The following is a 17,857-nucleotide window of genomic DNA, read 5'->3' on the forward strand; positions in this document are numbered from 1 at the left end:
AGGGGGCAGGTCGTAGCGACGTCGGTCGACTACGGCCGGGGCTGGGTGAACAAGCCTGGCTCGGTCTCGGTCACGATCCCGCGGCCAGCCAGCCAGCCAGTCGCTTGAGCTTGAGGCGGACGTTGTTGATGTTGTTGGGCGAGAACGCCACGTCCGTCGCCTCGCACACCTGCCGCGCACGCAGCGGATGGCCGGCCGTGGTGAGCACCGCCATGATCTGCTGGTAGGCCGGATGGTCCGGTAGTTCCGGGGCCGGCGGCGGCGCGGGCGGTTGCGGGTCGGGCAGCTCCAGCAGTGTCTTGCGGGTGATCCGGACTTCCTCGGTAGCCCGGACGAGTTCGTCGAGCTGGGCGGTCAGCTGCGTGATCTGTTCCCGCGTGGTCTCGGCCTGCGCGGTGATCTCGCGTTCCCGCTCCTCCAACCGTGTCGAGGCGCAGGTCGTGCAAGCAATTTGCTGTGATCGGCCGCGCGCCCTTGATGCTGGCCCAGTTTAACGAAGCGTGGCCCCTGTCAGAGGGCAGTACGTGACCTGATGTCCGGTTCGGTATCGCCTGATTGTGTGACTGTGGGGACTCCCAGCCGGTCGACGGGCTTGGCCGTGCTGGAGTGACGGGGTGAGCGACCGCAAGCCCCACAAGAGCGACTTATCCGACGAACGCTGGGCGCTGATCGAGCCGGTGACACCTGCATGGAAGGCGAAGCACCCGTCCGTCAGCGGCCACCAGGGCAACTACGAGATGCGAGAGATCGTCAACGCGCTCCTGTCCCGGACCGGCTGCCAATGGGACTACCTGCCACCGCCCGGCGCGGTAAAGCACTACTTTACAAAGGGTGCAGCTCTTGGCTCTTCCAAGATTTTCGTAGGCGTTGATCGTCCGGGCGTTCGGCAGCGTGACTCGGGCTGCCGGTGCCAGGCTGGTGGTGTGTGACGTCACCATTGACGAACTGCTGCCCCGGCTGGCGGGGTTACGAGTTGAGCGGATGAGCCTTGATCCGAGGACGGTGAGGATCACCGCGTTCACCAGGAAAGATGCGCGCCGTGCGTGCCCGGGGTGTGGTCAGGAGTCGGACTGGGTGCACTCGCGGTATGTGCGTCACGTCGTGGACGAGGCGGTCGGTGGGCGGCCCGTGGTGATCGACCTTTCGGTGCGTCGGCTGTACTGCGAAAGCACGGACTGTCCGAGGACCACGTTCGTCGAGCAGGTCGACGGGCTGACGGAGCGCTACCAGCGCAGGACGCCGGCGCTGCGGAAGACAGTCGAGGCGGTTGCGGTGGTGCTGGCGGGCTCGGCCGGGGCCCGGCTGCTCGTGGTGCTGCACCAGAGGTTGTCCGCGGCGTCGGTGCTGAACTGTCTGATGCGCATGCCGCTGCCCGGCCGGACCACGCCCGTGGTGGCCGGGATCGACGAGTTCGCTCTGCTGAAGGGCCACCGCTATGCCACGATCATCACGAACGCGGACACCGGCGAGCGCATCGACGTACTGTCCGACCGCAAGGCGGGGACGGTGACCGCCTGGCTGCGTGCGCATCCCGGCGTCCGCGTGGTGTGCCGGGACGGCTCTGGCTCTTTCGCTTAAGGCCACGACCGACGCCGATCCGACGATCGTGCAGGTCGGCGACCGCTGGCGCCTCTGGCACGGCCTGGCAGGAACCGCGCTGAAGGAGGTCGGCGCACACGCCTCCTGCTGGAGCAAGTTCGGTCCGCCGCTGCCCCAGAGCAAAAGCGCCGACACCACCCGTGAGCGATGGCGGCAGGTGCACGACCTCCTCGACCAGGGCGTCGGCCTACTCGCGTGCGCCCGCCGTCTGGGCGTATCGCTCAACACCGTCAAGCGCTATGCCCGCCACAGCGAACCGGACCGCATGGTCCGCGCCCCCGTCTACCGGACCTGCTTGGTCGACCCCTACCGCGACCATCTGCGCAGACGGCGCACCGAGGACCCGGCCGTCCCCGCCACTCACCTGCTGGCGGAGATCCGGGAACAGGGCTACACCGGCAGCGCCAATCTCCTCGTCGCTACATCAACCAAGGACGCGTCGAAGCCGACCACGCCGCCCTGTCCCCCCGCAAGGTCACCGGCCTGCTCACCTGCCACCCCGACCACTTCTCCGATGACCAACGAGCTCTGCACGACCAGCTCACCGGCGCCTGCCCCGAGTTGACCGTGCTGGCCGACCAGATCCGTACCTTCGCCGAGCTGCTGGTTCCGCACGAGGACAACGCCGGAAAGCTGACGGCCTGGATCAACCGGACTCACGCTGCTGACCTGCCCTTTCTGCATTCCTTCGCAGGCGGCCTGGAGCGCGACCGCGCCGCAGTCGATGCTGCCCTCACCCTGCCCTGGCACAACGGTCGGACCGAAGGAGCCAACACGAAGATCAAATTACTCAAGCGTCTGATGTACGGCCGCGCCAGCCACCGCCTGCTGCGCCAGATCGTCCTGCTCAATTGAAGCCCGGCCCGGACGATCAACGCCTACGAAAATCTTGGAAGAGCCACTCGTTTTTTGACAGTCCCGCCGGTCTCCGGTGCCCATGCTCAGGAGGCGGTGCGGCATGTGAGTCGTCCGGCCTCTCGTGCAGGGCGCGCGTGAAGGCAGCCGTCATGTGCAGGTCGGCAGCGAGGGGGTCGCCGCCGGAGGCGGAGGCGGCTGGTGTCCGCGGCCGTCAACGGGTCGGGCTGTCCGAGGGCTGGGGCTTGCCGAGCATCTGGCAGGTCGCGGCTTCGACGAGGGCCTTGTTCGTGGTGGCGGCCTTCTTTTCCTTGATTCCGAAGTTTGTGCTGGTGAAGACAGCGACGCTACGGGTACCGGTGGCGTCGGTGTAGATCTCGCTGGAGTAGCCGGGCAGACCGCCGGTGTGCCCCCAGACGGTGCCGCAGGCCGTGTCCACCCGCATCAGCCCCAGTCCGTAGCCGCCGCCTTCCTCAGGCGCGTCCACGGTGGTACGCATCTGCGTCATCTGGGCCTTCGGCAGCAGCTCGCCGGAGTTCAGCGCGGTGAGGAAGGTCTGCCAGTCCGCCGCGGTGGAGACCATGCCGCCTGCTGCCCAGGACCAGCTCGGGTCGATGGCGGCGGTGTCGACGTTGTCGTCGGGACGTTCGGGTCCGGCGAACCCGACGCCGTCGGGCAGGTCCACGGTTGCGGACAGGATCTGCTTCAGCCGCGCGGCGTCCGGCTCGTAGCCGGTGACGTGCTGCTTGCCGCTGCTCTTGCCGGTGTCCCACTCTGCGTTCGTGGCGAGGGAGGAGTCCTTCATGCCCAGCGGCTTGGTGATCTTCTGCTCGATCAGCTCGGCCAGACTTCTCCCGGTGGCCTTCTCCAGGATCAGCCCGAGGGCTTCGTAATTGGCGTTGCTGTAGGAGTATGTCTTGCCAGGCTCGGTCGGCGGGTCCTGCTCGGGGGTGATGGCGAGCAGTTCCTGCGGCGTCCAGGTGCGCTTCTCCTGGCCGGTGAGGGAGGGCAGGAACTGCGGGGTCAGCAGGAAGTCGCCCAGGCCGCTGGTGTGGTTGAGCAGCATCCGTACGGTGATGTCCTCGCCGCCCTTGACCACTCCGGGCAGCCACTTCTCGAGCGTGTCGTCGAGGCTGATCTTCCGCTGGGCGACCTGCTGCAGGACGAGGGTCGCGGTGACCGTCTTGGTGTTGGACCCGACTCGGAACCGGTCGCCGGCGGCGATGCGGTGATCGTCCTTGGTCCAGGCGGCCTGCTTGGCGATCTCGACGGGTTTCCCGTCGCCGGAGTCGACCCGGACGATGACGCCGAGGGAGCCGGTGTCGGCGGCCTGCTGCGCGAGGCGGGCCAGTCGCGCGTCGGCCGCCGGGCTCGCCGCGCTCTGCCCGGCCGCCGGTTCGGCCTCGTCCGAGCAGCTCACGAGCGCCGCGCCCAGGCAGGTCGTCAAGGCGATGGCCAGCGCTCCGCGGCGGATTCGGTGGCGGCGGGGCAGTGTGGGTGCGGACATGGGAAGTTCCCTTCGGCGCGTGACGATGTGCTGTGTGCGTCGAGGGACTGGACGATCGCCTGTTGAGCGGCCGTTCGGCGGGTCCCGCGCACACCATCCATTCAGTCAGTGGCGCTCCGCTGGCACATCGCTCGATGGCGGGCTTCCCACCGGCGCGGGGTCCCTCCAAGGAATGACCCCGCGGGGCACGGCGCCCCGCCAGCCCGCCCGCCGACCGGAGGCGGGTCAGGTCAGGGTGTTCCTGGCCAGCACCGCCACCTGGGCCCGGCTCTGGCAGCCGGTCTTCGTGAGGACGCGGCTCACGTGCGTCTTGACCGTGTGCAGACTGACGACGAGCCGTTCGGCGATCTCGGCGTTGCTCAGACCGTCCCTGATCAGACGCAGTACGTCGATCTCCCGCTCGGTGAGGTCCCGCAGCCTGGCCAGATCCTGGTCGCTGGGCCGGCGCCGGCCACTGAGATGGCCCTCGATGATCCGCTGGGTCACCGCCGGGCTCAGCGCGCTGTGCCCGGCCGCCGCGGCACGCACGGCCCCGGTCAGCTCTTCGTACGAACTGTTCTTCAGCAGGAAGCCGGACGCCCCGGCCGCCAGCGCATCGTCGACGTAAGCGTCCAGGTCGAACGTGGTCAGCATGAGCACCCGGCTGCGCCCCGGCCCGAGCAGTCCCCGGCGGCCCAGCTCGGCCAGCGCCCACAGGCCGTCGCGGCGCGGCATCCGGATGTCCATCAGCAGCACGTCGGGGCGCAGCCGCGCGCACGCCTCGACGGCTTCCTCACCGTTGTCCGCGGTGCCCGCCACGGTGAGGTCCGCCTGGCTGTCCAGGATCGCGCTCAGCCCGGCACGGATGACCGGCTCGTCGTCCACGACGAGCACGCTGATCTGCTCAAACATCTGCACGCTCCCACGGCATCGTGGCCGTGACGCGGAAGCCGCCGTCACCGGTCGGGCCCACGGCGAGCTCGCCGCCCAACGCGCCCACCCGCTCCTCCATGCTGACCAGGCCGAGCCCGATGCCCGCGCCGGCTGCGGCCCGCCGCACCGCGCGGCCGTTCACGACCTCACACCGCAACTCTCCGTCATCTGTGCCGTGGACGGTCAACTGGACAGGCGCTCCGGGCGCGTGCCGACGGGCGTTGACCAGTGCCTCCTGCACGACGCGGTACACCGCCAGCTGGACCGGCGCCGGAACTGCCTCCGGTGCGAGATCCATCGTCAGCTCGACCGTTCCGCCCGCGCCACGGTGGCTGTCCAGCAACGCCTCCAGCTCACCGAGGTCCGGCACGGGCTGAAGCGGGACGGCGCCCGCGGGGTCGCGCAGCATCCGCAGCAGGTCACGCAGCTCGCCGCTGCTCTGCCGGCCCGCCGCAGCCAGCCCGTCGACCTGGGCACAGGCCCAGTCGGGCAGCTCGCCGCCGCGGGCCCGCAGCGTCTCCGCATGCACGACGAGCAGAGTCAGCGAGTGGGCGACCACGTCGTGCATCTCACCCGCAATCCTTGTCCGCTCGCGCTGCGTGGCCTGCGCCGCCTCCAGGGTCTGTGCCCGGCGTGCATCGGCCGCCCGCCGCTCGGCCGCGGCCAGCAGTTCCTGCCGGGTGCGCGCGGCGAACCCCATCACCCACGCCAGCGGCATCGGGGCCAGCGCGGCGAGGACGTCCAGGCCGCCCTGGAAGTCGCCGGAGTCGGTCGTCATCCGGTTCAGCCACAGACCGGCCACGCCCAGCACGGTGACGCCGAGGACCGCCGACACGGTCCGCCTCCAGTTCGCGCCGTTGTGGCCCAGGTTGTAGAGCAGTACCGCCAGTGGCAGGAAGACCAGCGGCGACAGCTTGGCTCCCGCGCCCGCACTGCCCACCAGCGCCGCCAGAAGGGACGCGAAAACCACGACGAAGGCGGTGGCCGGCAGCCTCCGCCGCAGCAGCAGGACCACCACGCCCACCGCCTCGTACACCATGAGCGATACCCAGGCCGGCACGGAGGTGTCCACGTACGGCTGCGACAACAGCGCCGGCACAAACGTCAATACGACCAGCCCGGCATCGGCACCCCACCGGGGCCACCTGCCGTTTCTCACTCTCATCCGTCCGACACTACGACCTCGCACACAGGCCCTCATCACTCCAAAGAGCCACTTCGCGTCAAGCGTCTGACCAAGGTCACGACGGCGGAGGGCCGGCAGACGAAGTTCACCTGGGACAGCGACAAGGTCGCCTCCGTCACCCGGGTGGTCACCAACTCCACCGGCGCCGGCAACACCACGGCCTTCCGCTGGATCCTGCCCCCCGACAACAACCCCGACGCCGAAGGCGTGGTGCGCGTCACCGACCCGCGCGGCAAGAACACCCTCAAGACGGTCGACGGCTACTGGCGCACCAAGAAGACCGAGGACCCACTCGGCCACACCCGCTCCAAGTCCTGGGGCCCGGACAACGACATCGCCACCGCCACCGACGCGATGGGCGCGGCCCCGGAGGACGGCAACGTCACCAGCTACAAGTACGACAGCGCCTTCAACCCCACCACGGTCACCATCCCCACCGGCGCCTCGGCGACGGCGACCTGGGTCAAGAAGGGCAGCGGCTACTTCCCCGAGACCGCCACCACGGCCTCGGCGGAAAAGACCACCAACGCTTACGACACCTCCGGCAACCTGCTCACCTCCACCGACTCCACCACCAGCGGCACCGGCGCCAAGTGGACCTACGACTACAACCCCAAGACAGGGACCATGGACTGCGGCGGCCTGCCCGGCCAGCGCTGCAGCGCCACCGACCCGCGGGACAAAAAGACGTCCTACGAGTACGACTCCAAGGGCAACCTGACCAAGGTCACCCCGCCCTCCCCGCTCAAGCCGATCACCTACACCTACGACGACCTCGGCCGTCAGAAGACGATGACCGACGGCCGCGGCACCACCACCACCTACACCTACGACAACCGCGACCGCATCAAGACCCAGACCGCCGGTTCCGCGACCGCCACGTTCACCTACGACGGTGACGGCAACCTCAAGACACGCACCACCCCTGCCGGCACGTCGACGTTCACCTATGACGAGCAGAACCGCGAGCGCACCCGCACTCTGCCCGGCACCCCGGCCACGTCGATCACCTACGACGCCACCGGCAACGTCGCCACCGCCACCGACGCAGCGGGCACGGTGACCTACGGCTATGACGACGCCAACGAGCTGACCTCGGTCACCGAACCCGGCGGCGCCAAGACAACCTTCACCTACGACAAGAACGGTGACCGCACCAAGACGACCTTCCCCGGCGGCACCACGCAGTCCGTCACCTCCGACGATTCCAGCCGCCCCACGAAGGTCGAGGCCAAGTCCGGCTCGACGACCCTGTCGACGATCGCCTACGACTACGCCAATGCGGGCAAGGACACCGACAAGGTCCGCAAGCGCACCACTGACGGCGCGGCCCTGGCCTACACCTACGACACCCTGGGCCGCCTGACCAAGGCCGTGGAGACCAAGAGCGGCTCCAACACGGCTGGCTGGTCCTACTGCTACGACAAGGCCGGCAACCGCACGGGGCGTTCGTCGGGTACGTCGCTGCCCTCCAGCTGTGACGACGCGCAGCAGAAGGCCGTCTACAACGACGCGGGCGAGCTGACCTCGTTCAACGGCAACGACGCCTTCACCTACGACGGCGCGGGCAACGAGACCTCCGCCGCCAGCCCGACGGGCACCCGCACCGACGAGTCCTGGACGCCGTTCACCCAGCTCGGCGCCTACACCCAGTCCGGCACCACCACCGACCAGACCTACGCGGGCACCGACAACACGCAGCGCCTGAAGTCCGGTTCGACGACGTTCACCAACGCCGCGGTCGGCCTGACCGGTCAGAGCGTCTCCGGCGCGGCGACCGGTTTCATCCGCGAGCCCTCGGGCACGCTGGTCGCCATGAAGAGCGGAGGCGCCAGCCAGTACTACCTGACCGACGCCCAGAACTCCGTCATCGGCCTGGTCGACGCCTCCGGCAAGCGCACCGCCACCTACTCCTACGGCCCCTACGGCGAGACCCGCACCAACAGCGGCACCAACCAGCCGTTCCGCTACACGAGCACCTACCAGGACCCGTCGGGTCTGTACAAGATGGGCGCCCGCTACTACGACCCCAACCTCGGCCGCTTCACCCAGCCCGACCCCTCCGGCCAGGAGAGCAACGCCTACCTCTACGCGGCCGGAGACCCCGTGAACCGCACGGATCCCAGCGGTCTGTTCTCGTTCGCGGACGCGGCCGGTGTCGTCGCCGGCACGGTGGCGGGCGGTCTCGGCGCGGCGGCAGTCGGCGCCGCATGCGTGGGCACGGCCGGTGCCGCCTGCGTCGGTGCCGCCGTCGTCACTGGCGCCCTGTGGGGGGCGGGAGGCGGAGCCGCCGGTGCGGCCATCGCGGGTGGAACACAGGCGGAACGAGAGAACGGCATGTGGGGCGGCCTGATCGGCGGAGCGGTAGGAAGCTTGTTCTGAGGAGCGATGTGGAGCGACGTGTGAGCAGCAACAAGCAAGGCGCCCTGGTGACAGTCGTCAGTTGTACGGCACTGACCTGCGTCGTGGGGATCATCGCAGCAGCGTTCGGTCTCTTCGACTGGCCGATCTGGCAGTCTGCCGTGATCTTTGCCGTAGCAGGACTGATCGGGGGCTGCATCGCCGTCGCGCGTCGAAGGACGCGATCCGAAAGCCGCTGAGGCGCACAGACCCCGAGTGAGCGTGTCACCACCGCCCCGGGCACTCCGGTGCCCGGGGCACTCGATGTCATCCTTGCAGGCCCGACCCTGGCACCTCGTCGGAGCGCCCGGCCGGGCCGATCTGCAGTAGCCGCTCACGCCCGCTGCATCTACGCAGCGGACTGGACGGCGACCAAGCGCGATCCACGCCTTCACCGACGCCGACGACCACGACGCCCTGGCCCCGCTGCACGCACTGCGCAACGAGGCCCTGAACCCCGACTGACCTGGGCCCGACGCCCGGAGCGCCGGTGGACCGAAGGTGGCGTACCCGGTGGACGACGCGCCCACGATGACGAACGTCTCGTGCCGCCACACGCAGCACGAAGGCCTTCATCGTTCCGGGAGTTCGGTGTTTTCCCCGGCCGGCCGGTGAGCCAGGGAGAACCGACCGGGCCAGGGCTTCGGCGTAGTCGTGTGACGCCCGGTTCGTAGCGACCTGTCGGCTTGATGGGGGCTGGAAGCTGTGCAGGTACGGGCTTCCACGGATCAAGCGTCGGCGCACCGACCGCGAGACCGGCAGAACCACCGGCAAGACGGTCTGTGCCGTCGTCGGTTCGACTGCCGCGCAGGCCACTCCGGTCCTGCTCGTCCAACTCGTACGGGATCACCGGAAGATCGAGACCCTGCACCACGTCTGCGACACCACCTTCGCTGCTTCGCGCCGGTAGGAATCGCGTCACCAAGCGCGACGCCGCTCACGCGGACGGCACCGACGAGTGACGGACTGACGGACGTCATGGGGTAACCGTGTGGACGGCGCTGACCCGCAGGAACTCCAGGCGTTCGGCGTCGGGGCTGCCTGCCGCGGCGGTGTACACGGTGATCTTCAAGTCGGAGCCGGGGACGGTCAGGACGTCGCAGTCCAGGGTGAGTTCACCGGTGAGTCGGTGGTGCATCACCTTGCGAGAGGTGACGTGTCGCCCTGCTGCTCCTGAGTTCCACAGGTCGCGAAACCGCGGGCTGGCGTCGCCGACCTCCGCGATGAGGGAGCGAAGGTTCTCATCCTCCGGATAGGCGGTCACGGCCTGGCGCAGGTCGGCGATGAGGGCGCGCTCGTTGCCCTCGTCGGGTCCATGCATGTTCGCCCATGCCGGTGCCTGGCAGAAGGTGGCCCGGATCACGTTGCGGTCGGTCGCCGGCCGTCCGGCCGGGTCGCCGTTCAGGGCGCTCCAGAGCGCGTTCCACGTGATGAGGGTCCAGTCCGCCGCGAAGACGGCCACCGGGTAGTCGACCATGCGGGTGATGAGGCGCTGGACACCAGGGGGAACATGCACCGGTACGGTGCGGCCGGACGGCACGGGGAGCCCGGCAGCCTGGTGGAGGACGGCGGTTTCCTGCTCGTCGAGTTGCAGGGCCCTGGCCAGCGCGGCCGCGATCGCCGCACTGGGACGCCGGGACCGGCCCTGCTCCAGGCGCACGAGATAGTCGGCGCTGACCCCGGCCAGGCCCGCCAGTTCCTCACGACGCAGTCCAGGGGCCCGGCGCCTGCCGTGTGCGCTCAGGCCGACGTCGGTGGGTGAGCATCGGTCACGCCAGGCGCGCAGCAGGTCACCCAGATCATTCTCCGCAGACGACATGCCCCCATGATGGGCGCGGCACCGCCGGTTTACCTGGTAACGCCGTTCCTACGGTAGCGGCGGGCACTGGCTACCCTTCTCCGGCCCGACGAACCTCGACCTATGACGAACCCTCTTGCCGGCCGCACCGCCGTCGTCACCGGATCCAACAGCGGAATCGGCCGTGCCACCGCCCGATCCCTCGCCGAGCAGGGCGTCCGCGTCATCCTCGCGGTCCGCGACCTCGACAAGGGCCGGGCCGCCGCAGCGCAGATGCACGGCCCGACCGAGGTGCGCCGACTCGACCTTGCCGACCTGCCCTCAGTGCGAGACTTCGCCAAAACATTTACCGGTCCCGTCGATCTGCTGATCAACAACGCGGGCGTCATGATGCAGCCGCTGGGGCGTACGGCCGACGGCTTCGAACTCCATTTCGGCATCAACCACCTGGGGCACTTCGCACTCACCAACCTGCTCCTGCCACAAATCAGAGGGCGAGTCGTCACCGTCGCAGCCGGCGGCCACCGGGCCGGAACGCTGGACTTGGACGACCCCAACTGGGAGCGCCGGCCGTACAAGCCGTTCGCCGGCTATGCGCAGTCAAAGCTCGCCAACATGCTCTTCACCGCCGAACTCCAGCGCCGCCTCACCGCGGCCGGCTCCGATGTCATCGCCACCGTCGCCAACCCCGGCCTGGCCGACACGAACCTGATCGGCCACGCCAGCAGCACACGTGTCCGCATCATGAACGCCCTTCTGCGTCCCCTGTCACAGGACGAGGACGGTGGCGCACAGACCACGCTCTACGCGGCCACCGCCGACATCCCGGGCAACAGCTACATCTCCCCGAGCGGCTTCCTGGAGGCCCGCGGCCTCCCCGAGATCGCCGGCCGCTCCAAGGCTGCCCAGGATCCCGAACTCGCCCGCCGCCTCTGGACCCTCTCCGAAGAATTGACCCGCACCGCATTTCCCCTGACCATGCCGGAACACCCCCGCGGACAGAGGTGACCACACGACAAGGGAGTGTCCAATAGACGGCGGATCCGATGATCAAGGAGACGCCTGAAATGAGCGAGACCATCTTCGCCGAGGACGCCTCCCAACTGCGGACCGGCAATGCGCCCCGCGCGATGGCCACCTGGCGCAACCTCGCTATCGGGGCACTCCGGGCAGCCGGAGCGAAGAACATCGCGGCAGGTCTTCGCCGCAACGCCCGTGACCCTCGCCGCCCGCTCGCACTCCTCGGCCTCGCGTGATCACGCAACGGGCATCACACAACTACGCCGAAGCCTTGCACACACTTTGGCACCACCAATGACGGGAAACAGCCGAACGTTGCACAACCCTCTCTTACGCAACGCATTGGAGAACCGTGACGCCTATCCGTTTTCGCTGACCGGAAAGCGGTAGTGCTCATTGGCACTTACTAGCAAGCGCTATTCGGGCCCTGCTCCACAAGGGGTTCGCGGGACCGGAGGTTAAGCAGGTCACCGCAACCACCATGGCCGTCGACAGCCGCTCCCGTCGCGCCATGGAGAAAGCTGTCCTGTTCTTCGTCCAGGATTTCACCGAAAACTGGCCGCAGGCGAGCAAGGGTTCCCCGCACGATGAAGGCGAGTACGAACGCACCCGCACCCAGTGGGAGCAGCTCAATAGACGTCAACGGCCCAGCCGACAACTCCCGATCAGCTATCCGGCAGTAACGGCCACCCGCCCTCAAAACGGAAGGTCCGGGAGGGGCACCGCAGGACGGGGAGCGGGAAGGCAAGTCATCGACGCAGACAGGGTGCGGCGCGTAGGGAGCAGGCAAAGGGTCCCGTCATGGCAGCCGCTGGCGTGGAGACCCGTAACGAGCCCGAGAGATCGCCGAGAAAGCACCCGCCGCGCTGACGGCGGGGCCTAGTCCACGGACTGCAACCCACGCTAGCGCTGGCGGCCGCGGTCACCAGGGTGCAGGGGCGACAAACACCTTCTGGGCGGCCGCAGTTCGCGGGCCATGGCACAGCTTGGGGCAGGCGGTGCAGCTGCCGCCCGGTCACCGGCGCAGGGTGCGGCGGGGCAGCTGTCCGTACAGGCGCAGGTAGGCGGCGGCGAAGCGGCCCGGATTGCTGAAATGCCAGCGCCGGGCAACCTCCGCTACCGTCCGCGGACCACCCGCGCCGCAGCAGGCGTCGCACAACTCCTGGTGCGCATGAGCGAGCCGGACATCGCGCAGATAGCGCATCGGAGTCGTGCCCTGGCGGGCGAAGGCGTACTGCAGGGTGCGCGGGCTCGCGTGCACTGCAGCGGCGATGTCCGCCAGGCGGAACTCACCGTCGGCATGCTCGCGGATGAACTTCTGAGCCAGGCAGACCATGGACGGCGCCGGGCGCGGCGACAGCTCTCCCTGACGCACCGTGGCCTCCGGTGTCGTGCCGCAGCTTCAGGCGGGCCGAGCCGGGCGGAGCGGATGGCTGGCACACCACGGGGTGCTCTCCCCCGGGCTCCCGTTGTCTTACTGCCGAAGCGGGCCCCGCATGCCCGTCCCGGTCCGGCCTGGCGGTCACGTCTTGTGAGTATGGCCCACCAGACACGGCCCGCACAGGGCCGTTCGGACCACCGCGTCATTGCCGGCCTGGTTGAAGGCGCACGCGCGAGGGTGAAAAGTTGCCGTCGCCGCGCCCAACCACGACGGTGCAGGGCACTTCAGTACCCGCCAGACAAGCCGTTCAATGCCGCACCGCACAAACGGTCACCCCCCCACCGGCGCCCCGGGGCGCGCGCCCCGGGGTGCGGCCTTCGCCTCGACGCCGGTCACCATGGGGCCATGCGAAGAGAGCATGGACTCATATGGCGGGTCTGTGCCCTCCCGCCCACGGTTACGTTTATCGGGACCGGCGTTGAGCCCGGCGAGCGTACGTCCCCCGCCCCGGGAGACAGCTCAGGTGAGGGCCTGGCGTGGCCGCCTCGACCCGGCCGCAACGCGCCCCCGATGCCTATCCATCGCCCCTCACGTGGGCACGCCACCGCCGGGCTGGCAGACACGCGTCGTCGATACCAGGAACCGCCGTCCTGCTCTACGTCCGCAGTGAACTCGACAGCGATACCGCACCCTTCTGGAGACCGTCCTGGCGCCGCTGGCCGCCCGGCACGTGGAAGTCGGCCTCGGGCGCCATGCATCGACTCCAGCGGCGTCCACCTCCTCACCCGCCACCACCGCCACGCCGCCGCAGCCGGCGGGCACCTGCGCCTGGTCGCCGCTACCCGCGCCGTACACCGCGTCCTGGACATCACCGGCACCACCCACCTGCTGACCGGGCCCCGGGCTCATCTCGGGGGGGCTCGTTTCCGGCGGCCGCGCCCGCAGATTTCCGGCGGCGGGCGGTGGGGTGTGGCGCAGCAGGCACTGGCGGTGCGGCTCTGGACGCAGCCGGGCCTGGAGGCGGCCGGGGCGCGCCCAGGTGATCACTTCGAGGGCGGCCTGCCGCAGCCGGGTGTGGTGCGCATGGGGACTTTCCGCAGGACGGCCCAGGCCTCCTCGGGGGGTGAGACGGCCGGACAGGCAGATGATGCCCTGCTCAAAGCGGCCCCCATGAGCGGCGAGCCTGGACCGGCTGGTGCATCGGGGACGCTCTGGCGCGCGGCACGCATCCGCGGGCACTGGGCCACTCGGTCTTACATGCGGAGGGCGCCTGGCTGCCGAAGCACCCGGCCGCCGGCGGTCGGGGTGTCCCGGCGCGCCGTGCTCTGTAGTCTCCATGCCGCTCAGACCGGTCCTCCGCCCAGGGCCGAGCACGGCAGACGCCTGTGCCACACGGGGCCGCGCGACCGGGACGCCCCGACGCGGTGGTGATCCGCCTCGCCCCGAGCGGCCGACGCACTGACTTTCACTCGTTCGGGTGATGGCCCCCTGGGTGGCTTTCGGGGACCGGCAGGCACGCAAAGATGCGGCGAAACGGTGTACGGCACGGCGTGGAAGGGCCGGGAAGGTGGACGATGCAGCGTGGTACCGGTGGCTGGAGCAGATGACGCTGGAGATGAGCGGCGCCGCCCTCTATCGCTTTGCAAGCAACACGCTGTTCAGTGACGGCAGATGGTCCGTCACCCAGCAGGAGGCCGCCGCCACCGGACACGTCCTGGATGACCTGCGCTCGCGCGCAGCGCTGCAGGGGGCGGGCGAGACCCTGCAGCTGCAGACCTGCGCTCGCGCGCAGCGCTGCAGGGGGCGGGCGAGACCCTGCAGCTGGCCGGGGCCCGGTTCGAGGTAGGGATCCGGCATCCAGGGTCCAGCCCGCAGGATCCCGAACGGATCCTCGCCCTCACCGATGCGGACGCCCGGCCAACCACGGTCGTCTGCATCGCCCGTATTCCGCAGGCACTCGTCCTCGGCCAGGTCAACAGCGCGGCCGCGGGCGGGACGTTGGACGCCGCGGTCAAGCATGCCGCCATACGCATCACCATGGCCGGCTGACCCTGCCGCCGCAGCATCGGCACGTCCTCAGCGCCGACGGAACCGGTAGGGCGAAGCCGGGCGTGCAGGCGCTGCGCGCGCAGGAAGCCGGGGCCTGCTCGATCAGGCTGCAGGAGAAGAGCCGGGCGTGCAGGCGCACGGTGTCGCTTCGGTGCCAGCCCGGGCCACAGTACTCGGGCGATGCCCTGAATGCGCTGCAGGTTCTGCGTCTTCGCACCCGCCACCTCGCCCCACAGGCATTGATGAGTATCTGGTGGCAGCGGGCCCGGGCGGGCACCGGTCCGAGACGGCATGCAGTGCCTGGCTGAATGCAGGTCTGCGGTCAGCAGCGCGCTTACGGCAGACCCCACCTGCTGACGCGCCGCACGCTGCCCCCAAATGGTGCGGCAACGCCCGGTCCCCCAGCACCGAGCACCGGGCACGTCTCAATGCATCGACAGCTGGGGTGCGGCCGGCGTCGGCTGCTGCGGCAGCGCAGCGGTTGACACCGCGGGGACGGGGACGTCGGTGAACAGGGCGTGCGTGCCGGTCACCTGCAGCAGGCGGGCGACGAGCGGGCTGGCCGAGCGGACGGTCACCGGCTTGCCCGTGGCCAGGGCCGTGCGCCGCACGCGCAGCAACACCCCCAGACCCGCGCAGTCACAGAACCGCAGGGCCTGCAGGTCGAGCTCGAGTCCCCGGGCGGAGTCGTTGAGGGCGGATCGCAGGTCGTGCTCGAAGCCGGGCGCGGTCTCCAGGTCCACCTCGCCGTGCACCGCAACAAGGGTGCGGAGCCCGAGCGGGCGGACCTCGAGGCGCACGCTCGCCGCGGCGGCGGCATGCGACAGTCCCGCGGCGGCACGCGGTACAGGCGGAGCAGCGCAGCTTGCGTGGTCCGGCACAGCCACTCCCCAGGTATCGGCGTCGGTGGTGTTCAGGATCGCTTGAAGCATACTTCACGTCAACTAATACACGAAATATATTTCGTGTTTCCTGTGTCAGCTCGGGTTTCGTACCATGACGGGATGCAGGAACACAGCGAATCGCACACCGGATGGACCTTTCTGACCAACCACGCACGGGTCCTGGCGGCCATCGCCGACGACCGCCACGTACGCGTACGGGACCTGGCCGTGCACTGCAGGCTCACCGAACGCGCGGTTCAGCGGATCATCACCGACCTCGAAGAGGCCGGCTACCTCTCCCACGTCCGCGAGGGCCGCAGCAACCGCTACGCCATCGACCCCGCCAAGGTCCTGCGCCACCCCGCCGAAGCCGACGTCCCCGTCGCCTCCCTGCTCTCCGTCCTGGTCAGGGACGAAGCCGACCGCACCCGGCTGCTCGACCACGCCTGACCTCTGCGGCCGAAGCGACCGCGGCGGCAGGCTCAGCATGGCCGGGCGGCCCCGCCCACATGCCCCGTCACGCTTCCTGAGGGTCTTGATGTGCAGGTACACCTGTCCGTACGCCACCGCCCGCCGCTGGATTGCGCACCGTGCAACACAGGGCCGCCGCGCTCGCTCTTCGCCGCCGCCCTGGCGGCTTCCGTGCGGCGGGCCAGGATGCACGATCAGGCCGTTTCACCGACTCTACGCGTCCGCAAAAAAGTTGAGAGCAAGAGTCTTCGGGCGGGGGAGCCCCCGTGCCCGGCCACCGTACGAGGACTGCCTTGCCGGCCCGCGGCCGACTCGATCCGCGCAACGGTGCCGCGCCCTGCGGCACCGCCGCCCGCCCGCCCGCTTCTTGGAACCACCACCGGGATGCGGCTACACGGCTTTGATTCGCCCGACGTAGTGCCGGCAAGCGGGAGGCGAGAGGAAGGGCGAGCGTGAAGGACGACTCGGCTGGGCACAGCTGTTGCTGAGGGCCGCCAGTCCGCTCCCCCACGGCAACGACTCAGCGGCCCTCACCCCGAGCCATGTGACGTTCACCGACTCCACCGGCATCACTCCGCTCACCCGCCATGACCGCCAAGCACCGCGGCCGCCCGCGACCGATCGCCGCCGGCCGGACCGTACGCCGCGTCCTGGACATCACCGGCGCCCCCCAGCTCCCCGGCGAACCCGGCCCGCCCCGGCCCGATGACACCCCCAACCGCTGGCCCGCCGCCCTGGACGCGACCGTCGCTCGGACACGGCCGAGGCGTGCGCCGTACCGGGGCGGTCGGCACTGCCGCTCGCAGCAGCGGCGCCGGGCCGCCTCTCTGACCCGGCGAGGGTTTCAGCCCGCCTTCGGGGGACAGTCGGCGGGCGGGTTCGGCAGTGAGCTCGAAGTCGGCTCCCCCGGACCCTGCCGGGGGGCTTGCTTCCCCTGGCCCTCCGGCCGGGCGCGGGGCGCCTTGGCCGGTACGGGCGGGGCGTGCCGCACAAGGCACTGGCGCTGCAACTCGCGGCGCAGATGTGCCTCCAGCCGACCGGTGTGCGCCCAGGTGATGATCTGCAGGGCGACGTCGCGAAGCTTGGTGTTCGTCCGCATCGAGACCTCCCGCAGCACGTCCCACGCCTCCGCCGGCGGGATCCGGCCCGCCAGGCAGATGACGCCCTTGGCCTGATCGACATCGGCGTGCGCGACCACCGCCTCCTGCAGCTGCGCCACCCGATCCTCCAGCGCTGCTATACGCGCCGCCGCGTCCCTGAGTACAACATCGTCGGGATCCGGCAACCTGCTCATAATTCCTCCGCAAGCGGGGGCCTTCGGCTGTGCTTGTTCCAGCCTTGTCTGCCCGGCCCCGGCTGCACAACGCATCCAAGAGCAGGTGGCAGGTGCACAGAACCGACGGTGCCCCACGATTCGCTCCTGCCTCATCGCACCTGGACAGCCTCCTCCGGTGCAGACCAGCTCAGGGCCGGTCCGGGTCATGGTCCGGGGTACATCCGGCCATGACCCGTCTGTGCTCCTTCGCGGCTGGGCCCCCGACCTCTCAGGCCGGGCTCGTGCTGCATGGCCCGGTTGAAGGACTTCTTGAGCGGGTTGCGGCGCCCTCGTAGCGAGCTGGGAAAGCCGTCGGGGTAGTACTTGAAAGATCCGCAGGCCGCTGTCGGTCGACACCTGAAAATAGATGCACTCGTCGCCGCCCCGGCCGATCACCGCGGTCACACGTTTCTGAGCACCCTCGAGCATCCGGTAGAGCAAGGCCTCGACGTGACGGTCGAACGACGGCTGGCCGATCTG

Annotated in this window: 14 protein-coding genes and 1 pseudogene; 7 read left to right on the plus strand and 8 right to left on the minus strand. The window is 69.6% G+C overall.

Going from position 1 to position 17,857, the window contains the following annotated elements:
• Positions 1–70 precede the first annotated feature (70 nt).
• Entirely contained in the window at positions 71–421 is a 351-nt protein-coding gene (locus ACH4RC_RS37325) for a hypothetical protein (protein WP_398208766.1), read from the minus strand.
• Positions 422–614: 193 nt separating this feature from the next.
• Between ACH4RC_RS37325 and ACH4RC_RS37330 the strand changes: the two genes are divergently transcribed.
• On the plus strand, positions 615–929 hold the full coding sequence (locus tag ACH4RC_RS37330) for a transposase (protein ID WP_398208768.1): 315 nt from the start codon (positions 615–617) through the stop codon (positions 927–929).
• A 52-nt stretch (positions 930–981) separates the two neighbouring features.
• Positions 982–2,454: pseudogene (locus ACH4RC_RS37335) on the plus strand (ISL3 family transposase).
• Positions 2,455–2,668: 214 nt separating this feature from the next.
• On the opposite strand, the gene ACH4RC_RS37340 reads toward ACH4RC_RS37335, so the two are convergent.
• The 3 genes from ACH4RC_RS37340 to ACH4RC_RS37350 form a co-directional block, all read right to left on the minus strand.
• Positions 2,669–3,961, minus strand: coding sequence for a serine hydrolase domain-containing protein (locus ACH4RC_RS37340; RefSeq protein ID WP_398208770.1), 1,293 nt, complete (start codon positions 3,959–3,961; stop codon positions 2,669–2,671).
• 225 nt (positions 3,962–4,186) lie between these two features.
• Positions 4,187–4,852 carry a response regulator gene (locus ACH4RC_RS37345; protein ID WP_398208772.1) on the minus strand — a complete coding sequence of 222 codons (666 nt, stop codon included), beginning with the start codon at positions 4,850–4,852 and terminating at the stop codon, positions 4,187–4,189.
• Positions 4,845–6,038: a sensor histidine kinase gene (locus ACH4RC_RS37350; protein ID WP_398208774.1), complete on the minus strand. Its 1,194-nt coding sequence runs from the start codon at positions 6,036–6,038 to the stop codon at positions 4,845–4,847. The genes ACH4RC_RS37345 and ACH4RC_RS37350 overlap by 8 nt, the downstream gene beginning before the upstream one ends.
• A 144-nt stretch (positions 6,039–6,182) precedes the next feature.
• Here ACH4RC_RS37350 and ACH4RC_RS37355 point away from each other — a divergent pair, with 144 nt between their 5' ends.
• Positions 6,183–8,441 (plus strand): RHS repeat-associated core domain-containing protein, encoded by a 2,259-nt coding sequence (locus tag ACH4RC_RS37355; protein ID WP_398208775.1) that lies wholly within the window; start codon positions 6,183–6,185, stop codon positions 8,439–8,441.
• A 20-nt stretch (positions 8,442–8,461) separates the two neighbouring features.
• Entirely contained in the window at positions 8,462–8,659 is a 198-nt protein-coding gene (locus ACH4RC_RS37360) for a hypothetical protein (RefSeq protein ID WP_398208777.1), read from the plus strand.
• A 776-nt stretch (positions 8,660–9,435) separates the two neighbouring features.
• Here ACH4RC_RS37360 and ACH4RC_RS37365 read toward each other — a convergent pair.
• A complete protein-coding gene (locus tag ACH4RC_RS37365) occupies positions 9,436–10,278 on the minus strand; it encodes a helix-turn-helix domain-containing protein (protein ID WP_398208779.1) in 843 nt (280 codons plus the stop codon).
• 102 nt (positions 10,279–10,380) lie between these two features.
• On the opposite strand from ACH4RC_RS37365, the gene ACH4RC_RS37370 reads away from it, so the two are divergent.
• Together ACH4RC_RS37370 and ACH4RC_RS37375 are read left to right on the plus strand one after the other, a co-directional pair.
• Positions 10,381–11,265 (plus strand): oxidoreductase, encoded by an 885-nt coding sequence (locus ACH4RC_RS37370; protein ID WP_398208780.1) that lies wholly within the window; start codon positions 10,381–10,383, stop codon positions 11,263–11,265.
• Positions 11,266–11,324: 59 nt separating this feature from the next.
• On the plus strand, positions 11,325–11,513 hold the full coding sequence (locus ACH4RC_RS37375) for a hypothetical protein (protein ID WP_398208855.1): 189 nt from the start codon (positions 11,325–11,327) through the stop codon (positions 11,511–11,513).
• Between the two features lie 779 nt (positions 11,514–12,292).
• On the opposite strand, the gene ACH4RC_RS37380 is transcribed toward ACH4RC_RS37375, so the two are convergent.
• Together ACH4RC_RS37380 and ACH4RC_RS37385 are read right to left on the minus strand one after the other, a co-directional pair.
• A complete protein-coding gene (locus ACH4RC_RS37380) occupies positions 12,293–12,652 on the minus strand; it encodes a helix-turn-helix transcriptional regulator (protein WP_398208781.1) in 360 nt (119 codons plus the stop codon).
• Positions 12,653–15,132: 2,480 nt separating this feature from the next.
• Positions 15,133–15,639 (minus strand): STAS domain-containing protein, encoded by a 507-nt coding sequence (locus ACH4RC_RS37385; RefSeq protein ID WP_398208783.1) that lies wholly within the window; start codon positions 15,637–15,639, stop codon positions 15,133–15,135.
• Positions 15,640–15,711: 72 nt separating this feature from the next.
• Between ACH4RC_RS37385 and ACH4RC_RS37390 the strand changes: the two genes are divergently transcribed.
• Positions 15,712–16,041 (plus strand): helix-turn-helix transcriptional regulator, encoded by a 330-nt coding sequence (locus tag ACH4RC_RS37390; RefSeq protein ID WP_398208785.1) that lies wholly within the window; start codon positions 15,712–15,714, stop codon positions 16,039–16,041.
• A gap of 865 nt (positions 16,042–16,906) precedes the next feature.
• Here the strand turns inward: ACH4RC_RS37390 and ACH4RC_RS37395 are convergent.
• Positions 16,907–17,281, minus strand: coding sequence for an ANTAR domain-containing protein (locus tag ACH4RC_RS37395; protein WP_398208786.1), 375 nt, complete (start codon positions 17,279–17,281; stop codon positions 16,907–16,909).
• Positions 17,282–17,857: the final 576 nt, after the last annotated feature.

The organism is Streptomyces sp. NPDC016845 (assembly GCF_044332585.1).
Taxonomy (GTDB): Bacteria; Actinomycetota; Actinomycetes; order Streptomycetales; family Streptomycetaceae; genus Streptomyces.